Source organism: Mesorhizobium sp. P2_C4, from assembly GCF_056404575.1.
This window is the reverse complement of the sequence record NZ_JBFUDT010000007.1, coordinates 146825-172900: the sequence shown is the minus strand read 5'-3', so window position 1 is coordinate 172900 and position 26076 is coordinate 146825. Positions and strand designations below refer to the sequence as shown.

24 protein-coding genes are annotated in these 26076 nt (G+C 63.0%); 10 read left to right on the top strand and 14 right to left on the bottom strand.

The window, feature by feature from the left end; translation table 11 throughout:
* Positions 1 to 73 precede the first annotated feature (73 nt).
* The 8 genes from AC1DX6_RS24400 to AC1DX6_RS24365 all read right to left on the bottom strand — a co-directional run bounded on the left by AC1DX6_RS24400 (position 74) and on the right by AC1DX6_RS24365 (position 6822).
* The gene (locus AC1DX6_RS24400) at positions 74 to 901 is read right to left on the bottom strand and encodes an anti-sigma factor family protein (protein WP_477318064.1); all 828 of its coding nucleotides are present in this window, start codon (positions 899 to 901) and stop codon (positions 74 to 76) included.
* Positions 898 to 1392, bottom strand: coding sequence for a sigma-70 family RNA polymerase sigma factor (locus AC1DX6_RS24395; RefSeq protein ID WP_477318062.1), 495 nt, complete (start codon positions 1390 to 1392; stop codon positions 898 to 900). The genes AC1DX6_RS24400 and AC1DX6_RS24395 overlap by 4 nt, the downstream gene beginning before the upstream one ends.
* 76 nt (positions 1393 to 1468) lie before the next feature.
* Positions 1469 to 1807, bottom strand: a complete 339-nt coding sequence (locus AC1DX6_RS24390) for a cupredoxin domain-containing protein (protein ID WP_477318060.1) — start codon at positions 1805 to 1807, stop codon at positions 1469 to 1471.
* 26 nt (positions 1808 to 1833) lie between these two features.
* Positions 1834 to 2796 (bottom strand): metallophosphoesterase family protein, encoded by a 963-nt coding sequence (locus AC1DX6_RS24385; protein ID WP_477318058.1) that lies wholly within the window; start codon positions 2794 to 2796, stop codon positions 1834 to 1836.
* Between the two features lie 108 nt (positions 2797 to 2904).
* Complete coding sequence (chrA, locus tag AC1DX6_RS24380; RefSeq protein WP_477318056.1) at positions 2905 to 4290, bottom strand: chromate efflux transporter; 1386 nt, start codon at positions 4288 to 4290, stop codon at positions 2905 to 2907.
* The gene (locus AC1DX6_RS24375; RefSeq protein ID WP_477318054.1) at positions 4287 to 5105 is read right to left on the bottom strand and encodes a chromate resistance protein ChrB domain-containing protein; all 819 of its coding nucleotides are present in this window, start codon (positions 5103 to 5105) and stop codon (positions 4287 to 4289) included. Before AC1DX6_RS24375 ends, chrA begins: the two co-directional genes overlap by 4 nt.
* A gap of 156 nt (positions 5106 to 5261) precedes the next feature.
* Entirely contained in the window at positions 5262 to 6050 is a 789-nt protein-coding gene (locus AC1DX6_RS24370) for a 3-hydroxybutyrate dehydrogenase (protein WP_477318052.1), read from the bottom strand.
* 235 nt (positions 6051 to 6285) lie between these two features.
* Complete coding sequence (locus tag AC1DX6_RS24365; protein WP_477318050.1) at positions 6286 to 6822, bottom strand: TetR/AcrR family transcriptional regulator; 537 nt, start codon at positions 6820 to 6822, stop codon at positions 6286 to 6288.
* Between the two features lie 149 nt (positions 6823 to 6971).
* Between AC1DX6_RS24365 and AC1DX6_RS24360 the strand changes: the two genes are divergently transcribed.
* Both AC1DX6_RS24360 and AC1DX6_RS24355 read left to right on the top strand, forming a co-directional pair.
* Positions 6972 to 8237, top strand: coding sequence for an efflux RND transporter periplasmic adaptor subunit (locus AC1DX6_RS24360; RefSeq protein WP_477318048.1), 1266 nt, complete (start codon positions 6972 to 6974; stop codon positions 8235 to 8237).
* The gene (locus tag AC1DX6_RS24355) at positions 8237 to 11320 is read left to right on the top strand and encodes an efflux RND transporter permease subunit (protein WP_477318046.1); all 3084 of its coding nucleotides are present in this window, start codon (positions 8237 to 8239) and stop codon (positions 11318 to 11320) included. Before AC1DX6_RS24360 ends, AC1DX6_RS24355 begins: the two co-directional genes overlap by 1 nt.
* A gap of 159 nt (positions 11321 to 11479) precedes the next feature.
* On the opposite strand, the gene AC1DX6_RS24350 is transcribed toward AC1DX6_RS24355, so the two are convergent.
* Positions 11480 to 11944 carry a L,D-transpeptidase gene (locus AC1DX6_RS24350; RefSeq protein WP_477318044.1) on the bottom strand — a complete coding sequence of 155 codons (465 nt, stop codon included), beginning with the start codon at positions 11942 to 11944 and terminating at the stop codon, positions 11480 to 11482.
* Between the two features lie 355 nt (positions 11945 to 12299).
* On the opposite strand from AC1DX6_RS24350, the gene AC1DX6_RS24345 reads away from it, so the two are divergent.
* Together AC1DX6_RS24345 and AC1DX6_RS24340 are read left to right on the top strand one after the other, a co-directional pair.
* A complete protein-coding gene (locus AC1DX6_RS24345) occupies positions 12300 to 12632 on the top strand; it encodes a hypothetical protein (protein WP_477318042.1) in 333 nt (110 codons plus the stop codon).
* A gap of 34 nt (positions 12633 to 12666) precedes the next feature.
* A complete protein-coding gene (locus AC1DX6_RS24340; RefSeq protein ID WP_477318040.1) occupies positions 12667 to 12834 on the top strand; it encodes a hypothetical protein in 168 nt (55 codons plus the stop codon).
* Between the two features lie 77 nt (positions 12835 to 12911).
* On the opposite strand, the gene AC1DX6_RS24335 is transcribed toward AC1DX6_RS24340, so the two are convergent.
* Positions 12912 to 13613 (bottom strand): winged helix-turn-helix domain-containing protein, encoded by a 702-nt coding sequence (locus AC1DX6_RS24335; protein ID WP_477318038.1) that lies wholly within the window; start codon positions 13611 to 13613, stop codon positions 12912 to 12914.
* Positions 13614 to 13710: 97 nt separating this feature from the next.
* Between AC1DX6_RS24335 and AC1DX6_RS24330 the strand changes: the two genes are divergently transcribed.
* Entirely contained in the window at positions 13711 to 14439 is a 729-nt protein-coding gene (locus tag AC1DX6_RS24330; RefSeq protein ID WP_477318036.1) for a response regulator, read from the top strand.
* Between the two features lie 115 nt (positions 14440 to 14554).
* Positions 14555 to 16588 (top strand): GAF domain-containing sensor histidine kinase, encoded by a 2034-nt coding sequence (locus tag AC1DX6_RS24325; RefSeq protein ID WP_477318034.1) that lies wholly within the window; start codon positions 14555 to 14557, stop codon positions 16586 to 16588.
* A gap of 189 nt (positions 16589 to 16777) precedes the next feature.
* Here AC1DX6_RS24325 and AC1DX6_RS24320 read toward each other — a convergent pair whose 3' ends face one another.
* Positions 16778 to 17188, bottom strand: a complete 411-nt coding sequence (locus tag AC1DX6_RS24320) for a hypothetical protein (protein ID WP_477318032.1) — start codon at positions 17186 to 17188, stop codon at positions 16778 to 16780.
* A gap of 442 nt (positions 17189 to 17630) precedes the next feature.
* On the opposite strand from AC1DX6_RS24320, the gene AC1DX6_RS24315 reads away from it, so the two are divergent.
* On the top strand, positions 17631 to 18833 hold the full coding sequence (locus AC1DX6_RS24315) for an aromatic ring-hydroxylating oxygenase subunit alpha (RefSeq protein WP_477318030.1): 1203 nt from the start codon (positions 17631 to 17633) through the stop codon (positions 18831 to 18833).
* 210 nt (positions 18834 to 19043) lie between these two features.
* On the opposite strand, the gene AC1DX6_RS24310 is transcribed toward AC1DX6_RS24315, so the two are convergent.
* Complete coding sequence (locus AC1DX6_RS24310) at positions 19044 to 20459, bottom strand: aminotransferase (RefSeq protein ID WP_477318028.1); 1416 nt, start codon at positions 20457 to 20459, stop codon at positions 19044 to 19046.
* Positions 20460 to 20731: 272 nt separating this feature from the next.
* Between AC1DX6_RS24310 and AC1DX6_RS24305 the strand changes: the two genes are divergently transcribed.
* Genes AC1DX6_RS24305 through AC1DX6_RS24295 form a run of 3 tightly spaced genes read left to right on the top strand, consistent with a single transcriptional unit; the run spans position 20732 to position 23581 of the window.
* The gene (locus AC1DX6_RS24305) at positions 20732 to 21649 is read left to right on the top strand and encodes an ABC transporter permease (RefSeq protein WP_477318026.1); all 918 of its coding nucleotides are present in this window, start codon (positions 20732 to 20734) and stop codon (positions 21647 to 21649) included.
* Positions 21646 to 22470, top strand: a complete 825-nt coding sequence (locus AC1DX6_RS24300) for an ABC transporter permease (protein WP_477246416.1) — start codon at positions 21646 to 21648, stop codon at positions 22468 to 22470. The genes AC1DX6_RS24305 and AC1DX6_RS24300 overlap by 4 nt, the downstream gene beginning before the upstream one ends.
* 37 nt (positions 22471 to 22507) lie before the next feature.
* Positions 22508 to 23581 carry an ABC transporter ATP-binding protein gene (locus AC1DX6_RS24295; protein WP_477318303.1) on the top strand — a complete coding sequence of 358 codons (1074 nt, stop codon included), beginning with the start codon at positions 22508 to 22510 and terminating at the stop codon, positions 23579 to 23581.
* A gap of 39 nt (positions 23582 to 23620) precedes the next feature.
* Here the strand turns inward: AC1DX6_RS24295 and AC1DX6_RS24290 are convergent, their stop codons facing one another.
* Positions 23621 to 24910 (bottom strand): flavin monoamine oxidase family protein, encoded by a 1290-nt coding sequence (locus tag AC1DX6_RS24290; RefSeq protein WP_477318024.1) that lies wholly within the window; start codon positions 24908 to 24910, stop codon positions 23621 to 23623.
* Positions 24907 to 25983 (bottom strand): extracellular solute-binding protein, encoded by a 1077-nt coding sequence (locus AC1DX6_RS24285; RefSeq protein WP_477318022.1) that lies wholly within the window; start codon positions 25981 to 25983, stop codon positions 24907 to 24909. The genes AC1DX6_RS24290 and AC1DX6_RS24285 overlap by 4 nt, the downstream gene beginning before the upstream one ends.
* Positions 25984 to 26076 lie beyond the last annotated feature (93 nt).

Below are 26076 nucleotides of genomic sequence, written 5' to 3'. Positions count from 1 at the left end.
GATTTGATTGATGTCAAAATGACTATTTTCCTTCGGGCCCCGGGCGGAGCGGCAACGCGTCAGGTGGAGAAAATCATCCTGCGGCGATCGCTGCCCGGAACCGGACGACGAAGTCGTCAAGTTCAGGCCGCTCCGTGTCCGAAATGGCCCAATAGGAAAAAGCCCCGTCGGTCCAATGCACCAGCGAGAACCCGCCGGCCGAAAGATCCGTCGCCACTGGCACGGATGTAGTGCCGGCTTCCTGCGGCGCGGCGACCAGGGTGATCAGATGCTCGCGATGCCGGTAAACGAGCGCCGGCACCGGCCTGTCGCCGATCACTTCGATCCGCCCGCCGAGCAGCGCAAAACCGTCCTTGGCGAGGTCCGGCGCCGGTGGAGACACGCCAATGCGGGCGTCCAGCCAGGGCTTGACCGTGTGCCGGTCCGACGAGACGACGTCCACCGGGCTGGTGGCAAGCAGGCTGCGGCGATGGCCACTGGCGATGGCCACTGCAAAGTCGTCGGTTGCGCCACGCAGCATCAGCCATTGCGTCGCCCCGCTGGCCAGCACGGCGCTGACCAGGATCGACGCCGCCATGGCGCGCCAGTCGAAGGAGCCAAACCTGTGAATTGACCGCACGGCCGGCCGCCGCGCTTGAGCCGGTGAAGCTCCAGCCATGTCGGAGGCGCCAATGGCCGCGATACGGGCCTGGAAGGCTTCGCTGGCCTCGGGCCGCGGCAGGTTGCGAACGGCAGCTTGCAAGGCCACGATGCGGGCATGTTCCGCGGCGAGCCCTGGATCGCTGACCAGCCGCCGCTCCAGCGCCAGGCTGGTGGCGGCGTCAAGTTCGCCGTCGACAAGGGCGTGCAGCAGAAGGCTGAGATCGGCGGGGTTTGTCGGCAGTCCGCTGGTGTCGCTCATCGCTTGTCCCCCAGTTCAGACATCAGCAGCCCGCGCGCCCTGGACAGGCGCGACATCACGGTGCCGAGCGGCACGTCGAGCATGGCCGAGATCTCCTTGTAGCTGAGGCCATTGATGTCGCGCAGCACCAGAACCTCGCGAAACGCCTGCGGCAGGGTGGCGATGGCCGCCTCCACCGCCGCCGTGTCGGCCTTGGCGATCAAGGCTGCCTCCGGACTGTCGAGGCCGGTCTCGGGTGGAGAAGCCACCTCGTCGAGGTCGGCAAGGTCGCCGACGGCAATGACAGCGCGCGGCCGGTTGCGTGCCAGCCAGCTGTAGGAGGCATTGCGCACGATGGCCAGCAACCAGGCACGCGCATTGCCGCCTTGATAAGTGGCGATGCCGGCATGCGCCTTGAGGCAGGCCTCCTGCACCACATCCTCGGCATCGTCGGCATTGCCGGTCAGCCAGCGGGCAAGCGAAAGCGCATCAGCGAGGTGGGGTATGACCACCTCGCCGAACCGCTCCGACCTCGCCTTGCCGCTCAGCACCGCAACATCGTGCGCGTCTCCCAGTCGCCCATTATGCTCATGGCGCGACGCTAATGGTACCTTGCATGTGGGGATGAAGCCCACAGAAATAGGCGAAGTCGCCGGCCTTTGTGAAGGTGAAGGCATAGCTGTCGCCGGTGTCGAGCGCCTTGGAGCGGAACGAAGCGTCGTTGGCGACCACCAGATGCGGGATGTCATCGTCATTCTCGAAAGTAACGGTGGTTCCCACCTTCACGGTCAAGGTCTTTGGCGTGAAGGCGAAGTTTTCGATCTTGACCTGCGGGGCATCCGCCGCATGAAGCGGCGCAGAGGCCATTGCAGCCAGTCCGGCAAGAGTCGCGGCGAGCAGTTGGGTGGGGAGGCGTATGCGGATCATGGGTGGTTCCTTCTGTGCTGTTGGGATCAGGCATCGGCGAGCGTGCTGTCGATGATCGCCAGCTCCTCTTTGCCTTGCTTGACCGCAACGCTGCTGATGCCGAGCAGGCTGCGCAACTGGCCGGCGGGCACGGTCATCGGCCCGGGCGAAGCCGCCGTTCCAGGCGCCGGCTGCGGGAAGGCGGTCGAGCGGGCGGTGTGGAAGGTGACGTTGCCTTCCACCTTCTGCATGATCTGGTGGATATGGCCGTTGAGCACGGTGACCGAGCCGAAACCCTTGAGCAGGGCCAGGGCCTGCGCGGCATCGTCGGTGCCCCAGCCCCACTCAGGATAGACCGCCCACAGCGGGATATGGGCGAAGACGACGATCGGCGTCGAAGCGCTGAGCGCTTTAAGATCGTCGGCGAGCCATGCCAGTTGCTCGGCGCCAAGATTGCCAAGGCCGCCGGCCTTCAGGTTCACCACATTGACCAGGCCTATGAAATGCACGCCGTTCTGGTCGAATGAATACCAGCCGGCGCCCTTCGTGCCCTTGCCGTAGCGCTCGAGATAGGCCTGCCCGTTGCCGTCGTCGATAAGGTCGTGTTCGCCGGGCACATAGTGCACGTCGAAGCCGGCGCCGCCGATGATCTGTGCCGCATTGTCGAACTGCGCGGCCTTGGAAAGATGGGTGATGTCGCCGGTGTGGATCAGGAAGGAGGGCTTTTGCGGCATCGCCTGGATCTTGCCCATCGCCTCCTTCAGCGTATCGATGGCATGCGGGTTGGCGGCCTTGTCGAAGCCGATATGGCTGTCCGATATCTGCAGGAAGGTGAAGCCGGAGGTCATCGCCTCGGCAGCCTGCGCGGCGCCGAGCAGGTTGAGCGATGTCGGCACACCACCCGATATCGTCCACAGCACGCCGGTACCGGCCCAGATCATGCATTCCAGAGCATGACGGCGGCTGATGCCGTCGCCGCTGATGTCTTCACTGTCGTGGTGATGGGTCATCTCTATCTCCTGCGGCGCCCGAAAATGGCGTCTGCCTAGGAGACCCGCGAACATCGCGGTTTATTCCGCGTCGATCGCTCTTGGCCGATCACGGTGACGTGATGATTGTCACAGCGCCAGCAACACCAGTCCCGCCAATGCCGATCCCGCCAGCGTCGGCAGCATGCCGATCTTCAATTTCAGCATGGCAATCATCGCGGCGGCCGACAGCAGCGCGGCACGCCAGTCTATGGAGGACAGCACCGGGACCTCGGTGCCAAGGCCGACGCTCTGCACCTTGCCGAAGATGACATGCAGCGCGAACCACAAAGCAAGGTTCATCACCACGCCGACGACAGCCGCCGTGATCGCGCTCAGGGCTGCCGAGAGCGCCTTGTTCTCGCGCAACGCTTCGATGTAGGGGGCGCCGAGAAAAATCCAGAAGAAGCAGGGCACAAATGTCACCCAGATTGTCAGCAGCGCGCCGAGCGATCCGGCAGCGAGCGGGCTCATAGTGCCGGCATGCCGATAGGCGGCGACAAAGCCGACGAACTGCAGCACCAGGATGAGCGGTCCCGGTGTCGTCTCGGCAAGGCCGAGGCCATCGACCATTTCGCCAGGCGCCAGCCAGCCGAACGACGCCACGGCCGCTTGCGCAACATAGGAGAGCGCGGCGTAGGCGCCGCCGAAAGTGACCACCGCCATGAGGCTGAAGAAGCCGCCAAGCTGCGTCCAGACGCTGGCAGAGCCGGTCAGCATCCAGATCAGCGCGACCGGCCCGAGCCAGATCGGCAGCCACGTCGCAATGGTGCGCGGCGCATGCCATCTCGTCGGCCTGGTGTGGGCGAGTTCGCCGCGTTCGAACATCAGGTCGACGGCGCCCCGAACATCTGGCGCGTTGGCCTTGCCGTGCGCGGCTCCGGAAAAAGGCACCGGCGCAAAACGGTTACCGATCCAGCCGGTCAGCCCTGCCGCCAGTATGATCAGCGGAAACGGCAGCTTGACGACATAGATGGCGAGGAAGGCAACCACCGCGATCGCCATCATCACCCGGTTCTTGAGTGCCCGCCGGCCAATACGGATGACCGCTTCGACGACGACGGCAAGCACCGCCGCCTTGACGCCGAAGAACAGCGCTTCGATGACCGGTGCATCGTTGTAGAGCATGTAGAATGTGCTCAGGCCCAGCATGACCAGAGCACCCGGCAGCACGAACAGAGTGCCGGCGACGAGACCACCGGCGGTCCGGTGCAAGAGCCAGCCGACATAGATGGCGAGCTGCTGCGCCTCCGGACCGGGCAGCAGCATGCAATAGTTGAGCGCATGCAGAAATCGCTGCTCGCCGATCCAGCGGCGCTCCTCGACCAGTTCCTTATGCATCAGCGCGATCTGTCCGGCCGGCCCGCCGAAGGAGAGCAGACCGATCTTGGCCCAAAGTTTTGCTGCTTCCTTGAAGGTCGGCGCTTCCGGAATATCGACGGCATGCGCGTTGTTGTCGGCGGCAAGGGCGCTCATGGTGCTTTGCCCCCGCTTGGCCAGTTGTGGCTTTCGTCAGTGGCGTCGCGGCACCACCTGAAGAACGCATCATAGAGCAGCATGCCGGCCTCGAGCTGTTCGAGATCGTCGCGGAACATGCGCGACAGGCCGAGCGAAGCGGCAAGGAACCCCGCTGCCTGCGGCACGAGATCGAGGCGCGCGGTGTCGGCCGCGCGCACGATCAGGGCGAGGCGGTCGAGCGCTTCGGAATGAAGCCCGAACTCTTCGATCATCGTGTCGAAAGTGCAGCGCTCGCCGCGATGGCTCCAGAACACATCGTCGATGTCGAAGGGGACCGCTGTGAAACGATCGGCGGCGGCCGGCACTTCGGCCGGCTCGACGAACAGGAACACCGCCGAAGGGTCGATAAAACGGCGGATCAGCCAGGGGCAGGCGATGCGGTCGACCTTGGGGCGGGCACGCGTCACCCAGACCGTGCGGCCCTTGCCGTCGCGGCGGGGTATCTTGTCGGCCTTGACCAGAAGCCCTTTGGCCGCCAGCCAGGCCTCGAAGCCGCCTTCCAGCGATTCCGCCGCGATGCCTTCATGGCGCAGCCATGCGGCGACGCCTTGCGACAGCTTTTGCCCTTTCTGGCAGATGACGACGACCTGAGACCCGGCGAACTCGGCCGCCCAGTCAGATACGGTCTTGAAGTCGCGCCGGCATGACGCCGGCAGCAGGCGCGGGTCGGCATCATAGTCATCGTCGATGCGCACATCGACAAGTATCGGCGCATCCGGCAGGCCGACGAGACGAGAGAGCTGCGATACAGTGATTGCGGTTGTTGACGGCATGGCGTCCACCTCCAGAGATGAGAGTTTGGACGCGATCGTTGGGCTGACGCCTCACGGGGTCGTCGCGAAGAACCCCTTGCCATGATGCTGGATCGATCGGCGGCGATTGTCAAGGAAGGAGCGTTTGAGTGGCGCCTGGCACCACCCAAACGGCGCTTACTGCGCCGTCCAGCCGCCATCCATCGGCAAGGTCGTGCCAGTGATCTGCTTGGCCGCGTCCGAGCACAGGAACAGCGTCAGCGCCGCAAGCTCGTCGACGGTAACGAACTCCTTGGTCGGCTGTGCGGCAAGCAGCACATCATGCTTGACCTGCTCTTCGGTCATGCCGCGCGCTTTCATCGTGTCGGGGATCTGCTTTTCGACCAGCGGCGTCCAGACATAGCCGGGCGCGATCGCGTTGACGGTAACGCCATCCTGCGCCGCCTCCAGCGCCACAGTCTTGGTCAGGCCTGAAATGCCGTGCTTGGCCGACACATAGGCGGACTTGAACGGCGAAGCGACCAGCGCATGCGCCGAAGCGGTGTTGATGATGCGGCCCCATTTGCGCGCCTTCATGCCGGGCAGCGCCGCCTTGATCGCATAGAAGGCAGCCAGCAGATTGATGCGGATGATGGCTTCCCATTTATCGTCGGGAAACTCCTCGATCGGCGCGACATGCTGGATGCCGGCATTGTTGACGAGGATATCGAGACTGCCGAAGGCCTCCTCGGCCTCGCGCACCATGGTGCTTACCGCAGCACCATCCATCATGTTGGCATCGGAATAGCGACACTTGACGCCGAAATCCGTCTCGATGCCCGCGCGCTCCTGCTCTATTCCAGCGGCATCGCCGAGCCCATTGATGGTGACGTTGGCGCCTTCGGCGGCAAAGGCGCGGGCGATTGCCAGGCCGATACCGCTGGTCGAACCGGTGACGAGCGCGTTCTTCGAAGACAGAGAACCCATGATGATCTCGCAAGAGGTGGGAGGGACATGACGACATATTTGTGCATCGCAGCATGACAATGCCAGAGCCACATGTCGATGCGAATACAGCCAGACGACGACGCCGGCATGGCTCGGCCGGTCGAGCGGATACTTGGGCCTTGGAGACGATGAAGCTGATGTGACGGCCGGCAAACCACGTCTTACGGTTGCGGTCCGTCTCGCGTTGCCGGCGCCGGCACGGCAGGTTCACGGGCTATCCCGCGATCTGCAGCAAGGACGATACCAGCAACCGGCGTTCGTCAGCCGTGAGAACATCCGAATCGAACAGATTCATGCTGCGCAGCCCCTCGATTGCGAGATAGCAGACCAGCAGCGCCTTGAGATCCGGCGTATCCCCCTTCAGCCGCTCGAACAGCTGCCGCTTGAAGGTTTTGATCGGCGTCAGGAAATCGGGATCCTCGGCGATCGCCGAAAAAATCCAGGAGGCCGATGGCTGGGGTTCCTCCCACTCCTTGGCCGACAGCCTGATATAGACGGAAAGCAGGCTTTCGCCACTGACGCCGGCCTTGGCGGTGGTTTCCAGCGCCGCGGCGAACTCATCCAGATAGTCTTGCACCAGCGCCTGCAGCAACTTCGCCTTGGTCGGGAAATTGTACAGCAGGCCGCCTTTCGACACGCCGGCCCGGCTGGCGACTGCGTCCAGCGACAGGCTGCCGGGACCGGTCACGCGCGCCACCTCGGCGGCTGCGGCAAGTATCCTGTCGCGCGAATTTGTTCTGCGTGCTTTCATCGATCCGTCCCCCATACATTAGCCTATGCGGAATTGACAAGACCGTCCAGACGGTACAGTAAGATCGCCGTCATTTGAAACCGGGACCTGCCATGGGCTAGTGTCCCGCGACCGACCGCTATGTGGGTCGCCGTTCGAGGGGACTGTTTGTGTTCAAGCGCATAATCCAGATAATCGTCATCGCCTTGGTTTTGCTCGTGCTCACGGTCGTGGTTGGCGGGATCGTCGGCTTCAATTTTCTTCGCGACAACGGCATCAAACAGTATTTCGCCACGATGAAGCCGCCTGCTGCAACTGTCTCGACGGTTGTCGTCAAACCGTCTGACTGGACCCCGGGCGTCGAGGCAATCGGTACGGTCAGCGCGGTGCGCGGCGTCGACCTCACTGTCGAAACCGCCGGCATCGTCAAGGAAATCCTGTTTCACGCCAACCAGAAGGTTGCCGACGGCGCAACCTTGCTGCAGCTCGACGACGCCGTCGAGCGCGCTGATCTCGAGGCGACCAAGGCGCAGGCCGCATCCGACCAGACGACGCTGCAGCGCGCCCTTGAACTGCAGCGGCGCGGCGTCGGCACAGACGCCACGCTCGACGCGGCGCGGGCAGCGGCATCGGTCTCCGCCTCGCAGGTGAACAAGCTGCAGGCGGTGCTCGACCAGAAGCAATTGACCGCGCCTTTCAGCGGCACGGTGGGCATTCCGAAAATCGACCTTGGCCAGTATCTGACGCCGGGCACGGCGGTGGTGACCTTGCAGGACCTGGACACGATGCGGGTCGACTTCTCCGTTCCCGAACAGCAACTCCCGCTGCTGAAGATCGAGCAGAAGGTGCGGCTGGGCATTGGCGGCGGCGACTTGCCCTACGCCGGCAAGATCCGCGGCATTGATCCCAAGATCGACCCCACCAGCCGGCTTGTCACCATCCGGGCGGAGGTCGCCAACACCGAAGGCAAGCTCACCCCCGGCCAGTTTGTACAGGTGCGTGTCGAGCTGCCTGAGGAAAACAATGTCCTGTCCCTGCCGCAAACAGCGCTGACGTCCAGCCTTTACGGCGACTTCATCTACGTTGTGCGTCCAGCCAAGGCGCCGGAAGGCCAGCCCGCCGACGCAACCAAACCAGCCGATGCCGCCAAGCCCGCCGATGCGGTCAAACCAGCCGACGCCGCGAAACCCGCTGACAACGCGGCTGCCGACCCGGCCAAACCGGCGGCGGAAGAACAAAAGCCTGAGCTCGTCCTGTCACAGGTGTTCGTCAAGCCCGGCCGCCGCAACGCCGGCATGGTCGAGATCCTTGAAGGCCTGACGGCCGGCGACGAGGTTGTCACCGCCGGTCAGAACCGGCTCTTCAATGGCATGTCCGTTGCTATCGACAACACCATCGACCCGACCCAATCGGCAAACAAGCAGGCCGCCCGGTAATGAACGTCTCCGACATCTTTATCCGCCGCCCGGTTCTGTCGACGGTCCTGGCCTGTATGATCCTGCTCCTGGGCTTCCAGGGCATTTTCAACCTGTCGATCCGGCAATACCCGAAGATCGATGAAACGGCCATCACGATCACGACGGCCTATCCGGGCGCCAGCGCCGACCTGATCCAGGGCTTCATTTCGGCGCCGATCGCGCGCGCCGTCGCTTCGACCGAGAACATCGACTACGTCACCTCGTCGAGCCGGCCCTCTTCGAGCACCGTGACGGTGCAGATGAAGCTCGGTTCCAATCCCGATGTCGCGCTGACCGAAGTGCTGTCGAAGGTGCAAGGGGTGCGTGGCACCTTGCCCGACGCATCGAAGGACCCGGTGATCGTCAAGGGCACCGGCGATCAGTTCGCGATGATGTACATCTCGATGCAGAATCCGAACATGACGAAGGAGCAGTTGACCGAGTATATCGAGCGCGTCATCCGGCCGCGCATGTCGACGGTGGAAGGCGTCGCCGAGGTGCAGATCTTCGGCGCCCAGGAATATTCGATGCGCGTCTGGATCGACCCGGTCAAGCTCGCCGCACGTGGCGTGACCGCAGCCGAAGTGCTGGCCGCGATCAACAATTCCAATTTCCTTTCGGCACCCGGTAACACCCAGAACGAATATGTCGTCTCCTCGATAACGGTTCGCTCGACACTGCAGACGCCTGAGGCCTTCGCCGAACTCCCGCTGCGTTCGACGGACGGCAATGTGGTGCGGTTGCGCGACGTGGCGCGTGTGGAACTTGCCGCGGCGAGCACCGACACCAGGGTCAGTTTCAACGGCAAGCCAGGCACCTTCCTCGCCATCTTCCCGACACCGGCGGCGAACCCGCTGACGACGGCGGCGGCGATCCACAAGATCGTGCCACTGATCCAGGACACGCTGCCGCAAGGCATGACGATCGAGATCGTCTACGATTCAACCGAGCAGATCAGCGCCTCGATTTACGAGGTGTTCAAGACCATTGCCGAGGCCGTCGCCATCGTCATCGTCGTCATCCTGCTCTTCCTCGGCTCGTTCCGCTCGGTGATGATGCCGATCGTCACCATTCCGCTGTCGCTGATCGGCGTCTGCTTCCTGCTGTATTCGGTGGGCTACTCGATCAACCTGTTGTCGTTGCTGGCCATGGTGCTGGCGATCGGTCTCGTCGTCGACGACGCCATTGTGGTGGTGGAAAACATCCATCGCCACATGGAAGAAGACCATATGTCGCCGATGCAGGCGGCCTTCAACGGCATGCGGGAAATCTTTTCCGCCATCGTCGCCATGACGGTGACATTGGCCGCCGTGTTCGCACCGCTGGCTTTCACCGGCGGCCTGACCGGCGCCCTGTTCCGCGAATTTGCCGTCACCCTTGCCGGCTCGGTGGTGCTTTCGGGTGTCATCGCCGTCACCATCACGCCGATGATGTCGGCGCGCCTGCTGAAAGCCGGGTCACCCGGCCGCTTCCAGCGCATTGTCGACGGCACTTTCGGGCGCGTCGAACGCGTCTATGAGAAGGCGGTCACCGGATCGCTGAACTATCGCCCACTGACGCTGATAATCGTCATTGCGCTGGTCGCCGTCACCGGTTTTGCGTTCACCAAGACCTCGAGCGAACTGGCGCCGGAAGAAGATCAGGGCTTCCTGCTGTCGATCGTCAACGCGCCGCGCTATGCGACGTCGGACTATACTGAACTCTACGTCAACCAGATGCTTGGCCTGGTCAAGGACATACCGGAAACGCGGGCGCAGTTCTCGGCAGTCGCGTTCGGCGGCCAGACCAGCGGTGCCTTCGTCGGCTTTGCCTTCAAGGACTGGGCCGAACGCACGCGCAGCTCGAAGGAGATCCAGGCCGACATCCAGGGACGCCTCGCCAAGGTGGCCGGCGTCGAGGCTTTCGTCTTCGCGCCGCCAACGCTGCCTGGCTCGGGCGGCGGTCTGCCGATCACCATGGTGGTGCGTTCGACCGGCAATGCTTCCGACGTTTTCGAAGCAGCCGAGCAGATCAAGAACAAGGCGCAGGCTTCCGGCCGTTTCATTGTCGTGCAGAACTCGATGGCCTATGACGCGCCACAGGTGACTGTGACAATCGACCGTGACCGCGCCGCCGCCCTCAACCTGCCGATCGCCGATATCGGCCGCACGCTGACCTTGCTGGTCGGCGGCGCCGAAGTGGCGCAGTTCGACCGCGATTCCAACAGCTACGACATCATCCCGCAGGTGCCGCAGGAATTCCGCGACAATCCCGAAAAGCTGGCTGAGTATTTCGTGCGCAGCGTCTCGGGCCAGATGGTGCCGCTCTCGGCCGTGGTCAAGATCTCGACCAACGCCTCGCCGGCCGCGATCGAGCAGTTCAACCAGCTGAACTCGGCAACGATTTCCGCGCTGCCGCTGCCCGGCGTCACCACCGGCGACGGGCTCAAGGCCATCGAGGACATCGCCAAGGAAAGCCTGCCCGACACATTCTTCATCGACTATTCCGGCCAGTCGCGGCAGGAAAAGGAGCAAGGCAGCACAATCCTGATCGCCTTCGCGGCCGCCATCCTGGTCATCTACCTGGTGCTGGCGGCGCAGTTCGAAAGCTTCCGCGATCCGCTGATCATCATGATGGCGGTGCCGCTGTCGATCTTCGGCGCCATCGTGCCGCTCAATCTGGGGCTGGGAACACTCAACATCTACACGCAGGTCGGCCTGATCACGCTGATCGGCCTGATCACCAAGCACGGCATCCTGCTGGTCGAATTCGCCAACCAGCAGCGCGAGAAGCACCAGATGTCGCGCCGCGAGGCGATCATCGCCTCGGCCAAGGTGCGGCTGCGGCCGATCCTGATGACCACGGCGGCGATGGCGCTCGGCGTGGTGCCGCTGATCATCTCCAGCGGTGCTGGTGCCGCGGCGCGCTATTCGATGGGCCTGGTGATCTTCACCGGCATTCTGGTCGGAACCATGTTCACGCTGTTCGTGGTTCCGATGTTCTACACCTTCATCGCCAGCAGGGACCTGCCGCACCACGCCGAGAAGCCGGACCCGAAGCTGATGCCGGTGCCCGTCGACTGAACGACGCAGACACCCCCGCACAAACAAAAAGAGGCCGGAAATTCCGGCCTCTTTTTTGACTGGATTGATTACCGCGAAGCTCAGGAGAGCTTCAGACGGGAGCTTGCTGTGCGGCACCGCCGTCTGGCGGCGCTGCAGGACCGCTCCAACCGCAGCCTGCTACTTGACGATGACGATGCTGGTGTTGGCGGGGCCGAACACCTCGACCAGCTGATAGAAGTCGGCGGCAGCGTCCGGATGCAGCCGCACGCAGCCATGCGAAGCCGGTTGTCCCAGGCGCTTGATGGCGTTGGTCGCATGCACGGCGTAGCCGCCACTGAAGAACACCGAGTGCGCCATCGGCGCGTTGTCGTACTTCTTCGAATACCACATCTCATGCATGCGGGTCGGCTTGAACGAACCGGTCGGCGTGACGTGTGCCTTGTCGCCGGTCGAAACCTTCCAGGCGAAGGTCGGGCGGCCGTCGACCAGAACTTCCATGGTCTGCTGCGACAGCGAGACACGGGCCACGATCTGACTTGTGGCGGCGTAGGCAGCGCCATTGCCGGCACCGATGAGAAGAGCCGCACCGGTCAGGGCGGCGGCGGTGATATTGATGAGCTTGGCGGAAATGGCAGCGTACATGATGTTCCCCTGTTTTGCCGGTCGGGCCGGTTCCAATTCGATGACCGGCTTATCCCAAGGTCATGTTTCAAGCTGACTTCGCTTGATGCTCGTTTGTGTTTCGAATCTGTTTCCTCAGGTTAACGAGAGTGACGGGCCATAGAGGGGAATGAGGCATAACATAGTTGGCCTCTGCTCTGCCTCGCACGATCAAAATGCCCAGGTTATCACCATACGAACGTGCGAATGCCCCGTATGTGAAAGACATCTCACCTGGTTCGAAACCAATCTGCAACAAAGCGCGGCCTGGGCGGCATGATCTGGATACGGGCCGACGGCACAGTTGACGCAACGAAAACAGCCGGCGCAAACGAAAATGAGCATCAAATCGCACTCCCTGTCCTGGGTTCTCAGGATAAGCATTGCCGCGGTCATCGTCGGCGGCGTCGGCACAGTCGCCGGCAGCCCGATGACGACGCTTGCGGCGATGAATTCGGGCGAGGTTTCGACGCTGCATGCTGCGCTGTTCATTGCCTTGGTCTGGATTGTTTCCAGTCTGCGCATCAACCGGTTGAAAGCCCTCTGGCGGGTCGGCTTTGGACTGATGGGGATGCGCGGCCCCTCCGGCAACTTGCTGCCGAGAGGACCGAAGGCCCGCGCCGCGACGGGGGGCTCCGTGGGCGGCGCGGGCGCTTCGGGGGTTTCCTGAAGCACCGACAATTCTGAAATTGAGGAAGAGACAGATGAACACGAAATTTGCAGCTTCGGTGCTTTCCGCACTGCTCTACACACAAGGCCTGCTCGGCTTTGCCGGTCTCGCCACCGTGCTGCTGAAGGAACGCGCTCACGCCAACGAAATTGTCGTGGCCAGCGAAATGCCATCGGGACCATCGCTGCTGGTGGTGCGCTGAGCGAGTGCATGTCGCCCAAAAGTGCGCAGCGGTTTTGGGACAACGACATGCTCAAGCAAAGAGACGGTGTCTTGCCCTCAATCGGCGCGCTGTGTCGGCGGATCGAACCGATAGCCGGCGCCCCGTATCGTGGTGATGGTTTCGGTGTCGAGCTTGCGGCGCAGCCGCACGATACGCGAATCGATCGAGCGATCGAACGCATCGGCATTTTCGGCGGGTGCGGCGGCAATGATGTCATCGCGCGTCAGCACCTTGCGCGGACTGGCCAGAAACAGCCTGAGCAGCGCCACCTGGCCCGGCGACAGCTGTTCTTCCGTACCCGAGCGATGCATGACCATGGCCGACCTCAAGTCGACCGTCGCATTCTCCAGCACGATCAGTTCCTGGGTGTTGCGGCCACGCCGTGCCAGAAGGCCGCCAATGCGAGCGGCAAGCTCCCTTACATTGAGCGGACTTTCGATGACATCTGCGGCGCCGAGCTCGAGCGCCAGCACCTTGTCGACCAGATCGGCCGGCCGGCAGATCAGGATGAAATCCGGCCCTCCCTCGCCGCCCCCGCCTTGGCCGCCATACCGCCTGAGCAGGTCGCGCCCCTCCGCCTGGCTGAGGCTGTCGCCGACAATGACGATGTCGATGCCCTTGGCCGAAAGCAACGATTCGGCCTCCCAGGGCTGGCGCGCCTCGCGCACATCATGGCCACGCCGCTCGAGGTGGTCGGCGAGATCGGTCGCCACCACTTCGGCGACCGAAACAAGCGCGATGACGGATCGTGCGGCCATGTTTTCTTACCGTTCCCTTCGCAACCCGAGATGAGTGCTGGACATCATGTTTATACCCAATCTACTTTCCGCTGAAAGCGGGAGCGAGAGCATCATAGTGCGGGCACGAATTATCATCGTCGAGGACGAGCCCGATCTGAGGGACGCAGTCGCCGAATATCTCGGCGCCAATGGTTACGAGATGACCACAGCCGAAAGTGCTGCGGAAGCCCGCAGCTTGCTGGAAACACAATCGTTCCATCTGGCCATCCTCGACATCGCCATGCCTGGTGAGGACGGCCTGTCGTTCGGCCGCTGGCTGCGCTCGAAAATGCCGATCGGCATCATCTATGCCACGGCCGCCGGGACCGCGCTCGACCGCATCGTCGGACTGGAGCTCGGCGCCGACGACTATATCGTCAAGCCTTACGAACTGCGCGAAGTGCTGGCGCGGGTTCGCAGCGTGCTGCGCCGCGTGCCGCAGCCGACCGCGCCGCAAGCCGCCAAGGTTGAGACAGGCGCCGGCCGCCGCTTCATGAGCTTCGGCTCGTTCCAGGCCGATCTCGACGGCAGGCTGGTCACCGGCGCCAATGGCGCGGTCATCGACATGGCCAAGAGCGAGTTCGACGTGCTCGAGGTTTTCCTGACCCGCGCCAACCGGCTGTTGACGCGCGCCGCGATCTCCGAAGCGATCGGGTTCGTGGAGGATCCTGAATCGTCCCGCGCCGTCGACATCCGCATCATGCGGCTGCGAAAGAAGATCGAGGCTGATCCGGCCAATCCGAAATTCCTGCGCACGGTGCGCGGCGAAGGCTATATCTTCTCGCTGCCGAGCGAAGGACATTGAGCGGCGCGATAGGCTGCTGTGGGCACTAACCACACCGGCGCGACCTGGGTAACGACCGACCATGACTGCTGAACCGGCACGCACGGACATGCAAGGCTCCCGTCAGGGCGCCGCAATGGCGGCTGTCCGCGTCGTGCGCCGGCTCCGCGAGGCCGGCGACTGGCAACGTGAGATGGTGGGCATCCTCGAGACGCTCTGCGTTGCCATGGATTGCCAGCGCGGCATCCTGTTCAGGCTGCGCGAACTGCCCGGCCAGGGCTTCGCCCAGTCTGTCGCAGCCTACTGGATCGCCCCCCGCTTCGGTACCGAACTGGCGTCGCCAACCGTCATCATGCAGTCGATCGTCAACTCGGACCCGTTGCTGGAGCGCTTGGCGGAGGATGAGCGGCAAGGCAAGGTCTTCGCCGGCCACACACGCGACCTCGACGGCTTCCTCAGAACCGACTTCGAGAAGCAGAACATCAAGTCGTTCCTGTCAGTGTCTGTCTTCGCGCACGGCCATTTGTGGGGCACGCTCGCCGTCAACGACTGTGTCAACGAACGCGAATGGAGCGACGAGGAAGAGGCGACACTGCACATCGTCGCGCTCGCCATCGGCGACGCCATCGAACGATCGCCGTCCGAGGCTCATGCCAGCGAAGTCATCCGCCGCACCATGCTGCAGGCCTCTCTCGACGCCATCGTCGTCATCGACGAGACCGGCTCGATCATCGAATTCAATCCGGCCGCCGAAAAGATGTTCGGTTTCCAGCGCGCCGACATACTCGGCAAGGACCTTCTCGACACCATCGTACCGATCTATTACCGCAAGGGCTATGCGTCGGGGGCCGAATACATGACCGGCCGCGGCGCCCCGATGGTCGGCCAGCGGCTCGAAACCGTCACCCAGAACGCGGCCGGCGAAGTGTTCCCGATCGAACTGACGGCGACCGAGATGCGGGTTGCCGATCGCTGCCTCATCTTCGGCTCGATCCGCGATCTGCGCGACAAGCTGCGTGCCGAGGAAGAGATCGGCCGCCAGCGCGAAAAGCTGCACCAGAACGAGAAGATGGCGGCGATGGGCTCGCTGTTGGCCGGCGTCTCACATGAGTTGAACAATCCGCTCGCCGTCGTCGTCGCGCAGTCGACGCTGCTGCACGAATTCGCCTCCGACCCACAGACCAAGGTGCGCGCCGAAAAGGTGCGCGCCGCCGCCGAACGCTGCGGCCGTATCGTCAAGAGCTTCCTGTCGATGGTCCGCCTGCATCCCACGGCGCAGGCCGAGACCGATCTCAACCAGGTGATCCGCGCTGCACTCGAAGTGACTGCCTACGGCGCCAGATCGAGCGGCATCATCATCGACACCGATTTCGCCAGCGGCCCGTTGCTGGCCATGGCCGATGCCGACCATGTAACGCAGGTCGCCGCCAACTTCCTCATCAACAGCCAGCACGCGCTGGCCGGCGTTGCCGGCGACCGGTTGATCAAGGTGCGGACATTTCGCAGTGACCGCGGCAATCCCGGATTTTCGGTCGAGGACAACGGACCGGGCGTGCCGGAGGCGATCCGCTCGCGCATCTTCGAATCCTATTTCACCACCAAACCGGTCGGTGTCGGCACCGGCATCGGCCTGTCGATCTCGAAATCGATCATCGAGCGGCACAATGGCAATGTCTGGTTCGAGGAGGTGTTGCCGAGAGGCGCGCGGTTCGTCGTCCAGCTGCCGGCGATCACCGCCGGCGTCGCCGCCGCCGGCGACAGCCAGACAAGGTCGAGCGGACTGCGCCATGCCCTGATCATCGACGACGAGCCGGACGTCGCCGGCTCGCTCTCCGACATTCTGGAGCTGATGGGCATCAAGTCGCGGATCGTGCCGGCCTGGACATCGGCGGCTGCGACCTTGACCGGCCACATGCCACCCGACATCGTCTTTTCCGACCTGCGCATGCCCGGCATAAGCGGCATATCAATCTATCGCGAACTGCTCGCCGAAAAACCCGATTTGGCGCGGCGCTTCGTGCTGGTCACCGGCGACCTGATCGGTGCGAAGGCCGAGATCGAGGCCCTGCCGGCAGCGCAGCGGCCGCAGATCCTGGAAAAGCCTTTCAGCACGCTGGACGTCCGCGGCGTCCTCTCGGCAATTGCCGAGCAGGCGGCAGCGGGGATCTGAGATTCGAGCCGAGGGCCGGTTGAGATTCAGGTCAGGCCGGTCTCACCCGATATCGACAGGGCCAAAACAAAAAAGAGGCTCCCGACCGACAGTGCGGCGGGAGCCTGACTGAGCGCAGGAGGAGCGCTCGGGGAGGTCAAAGCATGATCGCGAAGCAGGGAAATGTTTCGCAGATCACGTTCAACGAAATCAAAAGACGTTGGGCGTATTGGTCAGCGGCGCGGCATTGGCGATCATGCGAACGGCGCGATCCCTGTGCTTGCCCGACTGCGCGGCGATGACGCGCAGGCATTCCGCGCTCTCGGCGCCCCAGGCCTGGCCTTTGCAGGCAAAATCGATCTCCGGCATCGGCAGGCGCGCGGTCTTGATGGTGGTCGGCGCACCGTCGACGACGTTGGTGGGCGGATTGAGTGACGCGAAGGCCGGACCAATCGTCGGCGTGAACATCATGCCGACAAACGCAACAGCGCTCACCGTCATGAACATCGCCATCGGATGGTCGCTGGCGCGTTGGCGCAGTGCCAGCTTCGGGCGCCGGTCGTTGCGTGCGGGAGCCTGGAAGCGGATGTCGCTGTCGGCAGTCTCAACCTTCGTGTACATCGTCATTCCCCTTCGTTTCTTGTTTCTTTTGCTATGAAGCGAACTTAATCGCGCTGTGTAACCGACGAATGATGCATCTCGTCTGCCCGTGTAACAGCGGCGAAACAGATAATTCGGGCGCTACCGGGCATATTCGGTCAGGCAACAGAGCGCCCATCTGCTCTATCCAACTATGACCAATCTCACACTCCCGAAATAAATCGCGAACGGCGGCCATTTCCCGGCCCGATTTTGCCGACACGGCGCGTGCCAATCCCGACGCAACATGCCCGCTTCACAACCCTAGTTAACGCTCGGAAATCCCCGGATTTTTCGCGGCGGCACGGGCGTCGAACCCACTCGAATTGGCCAGGCGAAAACGCTACGATTTCCACAAGCCATTGCATTTCAATGCAAAATATGATTATATTGAATGAGTATTCAACAAAAAGAAGAGCTCCCCATGAACCCGCACCTCCGTGACGTGGCGATCCCCAACGATTGGGACCGGCGGGGCTTGCCGGGCTGGAGTTATCATTCCGACGCCCTTCTCGAACTCGAGAAAGAATACGTCTTCCGCAACCATTGGCAGATCGCCGGCCATGTCTCCGACGTGCCCAATGCCGGCGACTACATGACCATGGACGTCGTCGGCGAGCGGGCGCTGATCGTGCGTGGCAAGGACGGCGTCGTGCGCGCCTTCAACAATATGTGCCGTCATCGCGGCAGCCGAGTCGTCGCCGACAGCCAGGGCAACTGCAAGAACGCCCTGGTCTGCCCGTTCCATGGCTGGGTCTACAATCTCGACGGCACGCTGCGCGGTGCGGCCCGTCCGCGCTCCTTCCCCGATCTCGACAAGACCGAATTCGGCCTGATGCCGCTCGACCTCGAGATATGGATGGGTTTTATCTTCATCCGTTTCCGCAGGGGCGGGCCGCAGCCGTCGGTGGCCGAACTGCTGAAGCCGATCGAAGCCGAGATGGCTCATTACGGCGTCGCCGACATGGTGCCGTCCTGGGGCATCTGGACTCAGAAGACCCCGGTCAACTGGAAGTCGGTGCGCGACGTCGACAATGAAGGCTACCACGTCGCCATGGCGCATCCGGCGCTGCAGGATCTCTATGGCGCCACCTATTTCGACGAGCCGTTCATCAACGGCGTGTCGCGTTCCTTCGCCACCTACAACCCTCATGCCGGACGGCGCTGGAGTGTCGCGCAATACATCAAGCACGCGCCGGCGGCGGAGCACCTGCCGGAGCATCTGCGCAAGGCCTGGATCTACTACGGCATGTTCCCCAACAACGCGCTGTCGATCATGCCGGAATCCGTGCAGTTCTATCAGGAGTTCCCGCTGACGACCGGTGAGACGCTGCTGCGCGGCGCCATCTACCGCTATCCCAACGAAACCCGGGAGCAGGCCGCGGCACGCTACCTCGCCTACCGCATCGATCGCGACACCATGAACGAGGACGTGCAGCTTTCGGTGTGGTCGAACGAATCCATGTTGTCGGAAGCGTTCGAGGGCTTTTACCTCTCCGACCTCGAATATGGCGTGCGCACCCACCACGACCATCTGCGCAAGCAGATCCCCGTGCTCGGGCTGGAGACGGCGCCGGACGAGAAGGACATGTGGAATTTGAACGAGGCCATGCGGTCGCAGGTGTAAGGGACGGCGAGGCTGCCAATCTCCCCCCTCGTGGGGGAGATGTCCGGCAGGACAGAGGGGGGCGCGAAGGAACGCGACCTCTCCGTCACTTACACGAATCCACAAATCGACGAGAAGCGTACTGGCGCAAGGACTGATAGGCCGGCGGGACAGCGCCCCCCTCTGCCCTGCCGGGCATCTCCCCCACGAGGGGGGAGATCGGCTGTCACTTCACCCCTGCCAGACCCCTTCCTTCCTCAAATCGTCCATCGTGCGCGAAATGCCCTCACGCAAGATCGCCACCATGTCGTCGATCTGCTCGCGCGAAATGATCAGCGGTGGCGACATCACGCACATGTTGATCAGCGGCCGCACCAACAGGCCGAGTTCGTGGCAATGCGCATCGATGCGCTTGCCGACATCCTTGTCGAGCTGCAGCGGGTCTTTGCTTTCGCGATCGGCGACGCATTCGACGCAACCCATCAGCCCCATGCCGCGGACTTCGCCGACAAGCGGCAATTCCTCGAGCGTCTTCAGCTGCGCCTGGAAATAGGGCGCGACCTCGCGCGTGTGGGCAAGCACGCTGTCCTCGAGGATATCGAGGTTCTTCAGCGCCACCGCGCAGCCGACGGGATGACTGGTGTAGGTCAGGCCGTGGCCGAACATGGCGTCCGGATGGTTCGAACGGCGCAATTCCTGCAGCAGCCGTTCCGAGATGATGACGCCGCCAAGCGGGAAATAACCCGAGGTCACGCCCTTGGCAAAAGTGATCATGTCAGGATCGATGCCGAACACCTCGCCGGAGGCAAAGACATGGCCGAGCCGGCCGAAAGCGGTCACCACCTCGTCGGAGATGTAGAGGATATCGTTGTCGCGGCAGATCTCGCGGATGCGCTTGAGATAGCCGTCCGGCGGCACGACGACGCCGCCTGATGCCTGCACCGGCTCGCCGACGAAAGCGCCGATCTTGTCGGCGCCGACACGGGCCACTGTATCGCGGAACTGATCGACCAGGAAATCGGTGAAGGCGGCAATGTCCATGCCTTTCGGGCGCCGGAACGGATCGGGCGACGACAGTTTGACCACCAGATCGTCGGCGCCGTCCATCCAGTCGCGGTCGCGCGGGCGGCCGTTGAGCGAGGCCGACAGATAGGTCGAGCCGTGATAGGCACCGCCGCGGCTCAGGATCAGCTTCTTTTCCGGCCGGCCGCGCACATTGTTGTAAAACTGCATGAAGCGCAGCGCCGTCTCGACCGCGGAGGAACCGCCGGTGGTGAAGAAGACATGGCTGAGATCGCCCGGCGCATCGCCCGCGATGCGCATGGCCAGTTCCGCCGACGGCGCGTTCATCGTGTACCACGGCGTGTTGTAGGACAGCATCATCGCCTGGTCGTACATCACCTTCGCCAACTCCTCGCGGCGGTGGCCGACATTGATGCACCACATGCCGGCCGGCCCGTCGATCAGCCTTTTGCCGGAAGCGTCGGTAATGTAGATGCCGTTGCCCTCGCCGATCAGCGCCCGCGCCTCGGCGCCGACCGAGCCGGCGAACGGCCAGGGCTGGACGAGATGGCGCTTGGCCAGTTCGACGGCATCGTCGGCAGGCCCTGCCGTTTCAGTTCCCCTCAGGTCTCTTGCAGCCGCCATAGTCGCCTCGCCTTGTTTGATCGCAGATATCCGCCGAACACGAAACGAAGCGCCAAGCGTTGGAATTATCGGCTTTCTTCACTTCATTTTGAATGTCCGTTCAATCAATATTACAGAATTAGCGCTTGATTTCAATCCACGGATGCGCGCATGATGAAAGAAAGCCGGCAAGCATGGGGAACAGGCAGCCGGCGCCAGGACCTGTTAGACAATGGGAGCCGCATGGCGGAACAGTCCGAGCCAGAAACCGTGATCGCGCCGGGGGCCCGGCAATGACTGCGGCTGCCGAGGGATCGCCCCCGCTGCGCATGACGCGGGCCAGGCGAAACGCCCTTCTGCAGTCCGAACCCGTCCAGGGCTTTGTCCTGATCAGCCCGACCCTTCTCTATGCACTGGTCCTTTTGGTCGGGCCGATCCTGGTGGTCATCGCCCACTCTTTCTGGACGCAGAACTACCTCACCATCGACCACACCTTCACGCTGGAAAACTACCGCATCGCGCTGACCGAGCCGATCTATCGCGACCTGCTCTGGCGCTCGCTCTACATCTCGCTGACGGTCAGTTTCTTCACGGTCATCCTTGCTTATCCGATCGCCTACTTCATCTCGTTCCATGGCGGCCGCCACAAGAGCCTGTGGCTGTTCTTGATCACCATCCCGTTCTGGACCAGCTACCTGCTGCGCGTGATGTCGTGGAAGGTCATCCTCGGCTACAATGGCGTCTTGAATTCCGGGCTGATGGGCCTTGGCATCATCGACGAGCCATCGACCGCGCTGCTCTACAACTCGACCGCCGTCATCATCACGCTGACCCACGCCTGGGCGGCCTTTGCCATCCTGCCGATCTTCGTCTCGCTGGAAAAAGTCGACCGCACCTTGGTCGAGGCGGCCAAGGACCTCGGTGACGGCCCGCTGCGCTCCTTCCTGCGCGTGACGCTGCCACTGTCAGCGCCCGGGGTCATTTCGGCGGCACTCATTGTCATGATCCCGACGGTCGGCGACTACGTCACGCCGAAACTTGTCGGCGGCAAGGACGGCGTCATGATCGCCAACGCCATCCAGGCGCAGTTCGGCAAGGCGTCCAACTGGCCGCTGGGCGCGGCCCTTTCGGTGACCACAATGCTGATCGTAACCTTGATGGCAGGCGCCACCGTGCTGATCATCCGCGCCATCCAGAGGCTGGCACGATGACGGCGGTGCGGCGCTTCCTGGCCAATGGCTGGCTGTCGACCTATGCGTTTCTCTACGTCGTCTTCCTCTATCTGCCGGTTATCTTCCTGCCGATCTTTTCGGTGAACACGGCGGCGACGCCGAAATTCCCGCTTACCGGTCTCACCTTGCATTGGTACGAGGATCTGCCGCGCACGCCGGCACTGCTCGACGCCGCCTGGAACAGCCTGGTCGTCGGCGTCTCGGCCTCCATCCTCTCGACAGTGCTCGGCATCCTCGCGGCACGCTCCATCACCCGCTACCGCTACCCCGGCCGCCGCACGATCAACGGCCTGATCATGGCGCCGCTGGTGCTGCCGGAAGTCATCGTCGCCATCTCGATGCTGCTGGTAATGCTGCAGCTGGGCTTAAGCCTGTCGCTGTTCACCGTCGTGCTCGGCCATGTCCTGGTCTGCATCCCCTATTCGATGACGGTGCTGACCTCCGGCTTCGAAGGTTTCGACCGCAGCCTGGAAGAAGCCTCCGCCGATCTCGGCGAGAGCGCCTTTGGCACCTTTCGGCGGGTGACGCTACCGATGGTGGCGCCGGCGATCATTTCCAGCCTGTTGGTCTGCTTCACCATTTCGCTCGACGAATTCATCATCGCCTTCTTCCTGACCGGCACCGAGGCGACGCTGCCGATCTACATCTGGGGCCAGCTGCGCTTTGCCGCCAAACTGCCGGGCGTGCTGGCGCTGGGCACGCTGCTGCTGGTGGCCTCTTTCCTTTTGATGACCGTCGCCGAAATCCTGCGCCGCCGCGCGGCAAAACGCACCCAGAACGAGGGAGGCCTCTATGCCTGAGCGGCCGCAAGCCGAACGATCGCAGGCCGAACGGCCGATGATCGAGATCAAGAACGTCACCCGCAGCTATGGGTCGTTCAAGGCACTCGACGACTCCTCGCTGACCATCAAGGAAGGCGAATTCTTCTCGCTGCTCGGCCCCTCCGGCTGCGGCAAGACCACACTGCTGCGCATGATCGCCGGCTTCGACAATCCGACCAGCGGTACGATCTCGGTCGACGGTCAGGCGATGGAAGGCATCCCGGCCAATCGCCGCCCCACCAACATGGTGTTCCAGAGCTATGCCATCTTCCCGCATCTCAATGTCGAGCAGAATGTCGCCTATGGGCTGAAGCGGTTAAAGCTGGAAGGCTCGGAGGAAAAGCGCCGCGTCGAGGAAGCGCTGGCTCAGGTGTCGCTGACCGGCCTCGGCAAGCGTCTCGCCACCGAACTGTCTGGCGGCCAGCGGCAGCGCGTGGCGCTCGCCCGCGCGCTGGTGATGCGGCCAAAAGTGCTGCTGCTCGACGAGCCGCTGTCGGCGCTGGACAAGAAACTGCGCGAGCAGATGCAGGTCGAACTGCGTCGCCTGCAACAGGCCGTCGGCATCACCTTCGTGCTGGTCACCCACGACCAGTATGAGGCGCTGGCCATGTCGGACCGCATCGCGGTGATGTTCGGCGGCAGGATCGCGCAGATCGCCTCGCCCAAGGAGATCTACCAGCGGCCGGTCAACCGCCAAGTCGCCGACTTCCTCGGCGGCATGAATTTCGTCAAGGCTCAGATCGTCGAGGAAAACGGCGCCTCACTGGTCGTCGACACGCTCGGCTTCGGCCGCGTCAAGACCGACAAGCCGAAGGCATTCGTGCGCAATGGCGGCGCTGCCACGCTGGGCATCCGTCCGGAACGCCTGCGTGTCCTGTGGGACAATGCCACCGCGAAATTCGAGGTGGCAGGCAAGGTGGTCGAACGCCACTATTTCGGCGAGATCACCCATCTGATCGTTGAAATCCCGGGATTGGAAAAGCCGCTGTCGGTGACCGAGACCAATGATTTCGGCGCCGACGACATCCCGGTCGGCACCTCGATCCGCCTCGCTTACGACCCCGAAGCGCTGGTGGCGATGGCCGACTGAGCATGATCCCGAAAATTGGAAACCGGTTTTCGGAAAAGATCATGCTCCGCCAAGAAAGTCGGCGATGATCTTGCGCGCCGCGATGCGTCCGGCAACGATCGCCCCTTCGACATAGCCCGGAAATGACGGCGACAGTTCCGACGCGGCAAAATACAGTGGCGGCGCACCGGCCAGGATTGTTCGCTCGGCATCAGTCGCCGTCACGTCCATGATCAGGTCGCCATAGGCGCCACCGCTCCAGCGATCGTCCATCCAGTCACGATAGCTGAGATCGAGCATCTTGCTTGCTTCGTCGCCGAGAGCGTCCCGCAACCGTGCCGTCACTTCGGCGCGCAGCGCCGCATCGCCCAGCGTGCGCCAGCGCAGGGCCAGCGGGCCGCCAATGAAGACAACCAGCGCGGCATGGTCATCGTCCTTGCTGACATCGCAGGCGAACAGGCCCGGCAGATCGCGCCACATCACCATGCCGCTCAGGCCTTTGTCGCGCCAGAAGGCCCTGTCATAGCGCACCAGCACCTTGATCACATCGCCGCTCTGCCAGACGCCGAGGGCTCGTCCGAGCGCAGCCGGAAGCGGCGGCGTGAACGCCAGTTTTGAGGCCATCACCGGCGGTACGGCGATCAGGGCCGTTCGCGCCTCGATCGCGCCGGTCGCTGAAGCCAGACGAACCCCCTCCGGTCCGTGTTCGATGAGTGTTACGGGCGTGTTCAAGCGCAGCCTGTTGCCGAGATCGCTGGCCAGATCATCAGTCAGCGAATGCATGGTTTCGCGCACGAAATATTGCAGCTCCGAAACCTCGTTGGTGATGCGGCGATCATTGTCGATCAGATGCCACAGCGGCATCTTTTCCAGCGCCTGGCACCACAGGCCCTCGATCATCGACCGGAAGGCGGCCTTGGCTTGGGCGGGATCATTCTGCTGTTCGAGCCATGCGGCGACGGTCAGCCCGACGATCTCAGGGTTGTCGGGTTCGATCGCATTCATGCGATCACGGATCGCCATCGACCCAGCATAGGCGCGTTCCGCTTCCCGTGCCGACATCGACGGCTGGGCGATGAAGTCGCCATCGACATGAGTCTCGACCAATGTCTTGGCGCGGGTCCCGACCAGCGCCATCAATTCCGGCATGTCCTCGCACAGGAACTGGCCGCCGCTGTCGATGCGCTCACCAAGCCCGTTTTGTTTGGACTCGACGCGACCGCCGACGCGATCGCGCGCTTCGAGCAGGATGAAATCGATGCCGGCTTTCTTCAGTTCAAGCGCCGCCGACAGGCCGGTGAAGCCGGCGCCAATGATGACGACATTGGTTCTTTCAATCCCGCTCTTCAATAGCCGGCCTTGATCTTCTCGAACTCGTCGATCATCCGCTGCTTCAGCTCCGGCGCCACAGGCTGCTGGAACAATGTCTTGTCGAGGAACTTGTCGAGATTGTCGAACCCGCGATCGCTTAGGATCTTGGCGTCGATCGCCGCCATGCCGGCGCCGTTGCCATGGCCGTAGCCGAAGGTCTTGACCAAATAGTCCGACACGCCAGGCGCATTGACGGCGCTGAGGAAATCATAGGCCTGGTCGAGATTGCCGGGCGCGTCCTTCATCAGCACATAGCCGCACACCCAGGTGGATATGCCTTCTTTCGTGCCGCGGTTCATGGTGATCGGCAGTCCCTGCCCCTTCAGCGTCACGAAGGTTTCGTTCCAGCCCCAGACAAGATCGACCTCATTGCCGATAAAGGCCTGGTTGAGGTCGGTGTCGTCGGTCCAGTAGAAGCGGACGTTCTTGTGCACGTCGCGCAGGAAAGCCGACGCCTCCTTGAACTGCGCGTCGGTCATCTTGGTCCAGTCTTTCAGGCCGATGACCAGGCTGGCCAGCGCATAGGCGTCGTCGACATTGTCGCCGATGGTGACGCGCCCCTTGAACTTCGGATCGGCAAAGATCCTGAGCGACTGCGCCTCATCCGCCGTCACCTTGTCGGTGCGATAGAGCAGCGAGGTATTGCCCCAGTCGAAGGGCATGAACCAGGCCTTGCCGTCGGCCGTGGTGGCGAGATCCTTCATCGCCATGATGCCGGCATTGAGGTCCTTCCAGCCGGCGATGCGGCTGGTGTCGAGCGGCTGCAGCATGCCGGCCTCGCGCCACCTCACCACGCTTTGCGAGCAGGGGTGCGCAATATCGGCCTTGAAGCCGGCCCGCATCTTCTGGAACGCTTCGTCCTCGTCGCCGAAGAAAGCGAAGGTTGGCTCGGCACCATGTTTGGCGGCATAGGCGGGATGCAGCAGCGGATCCTCATAGCCCGACCAGTCGAACACGACGAGGTCGCCGCCGCCTTCGGCAAGCGCGTAGGCCGCGCCGGCACCAATGGTGCAGACGGCGGCAAGGACAAGGCGGCGAAGCATGGAATTCATGGCGCGAAACTCCTCATCGCGAGAACCGAGGCGAGGTTAGGAAAATTCCGCGGCTTTGGCGAGCCTGTCTGCCCGCCATATCGGCAGGCAGAC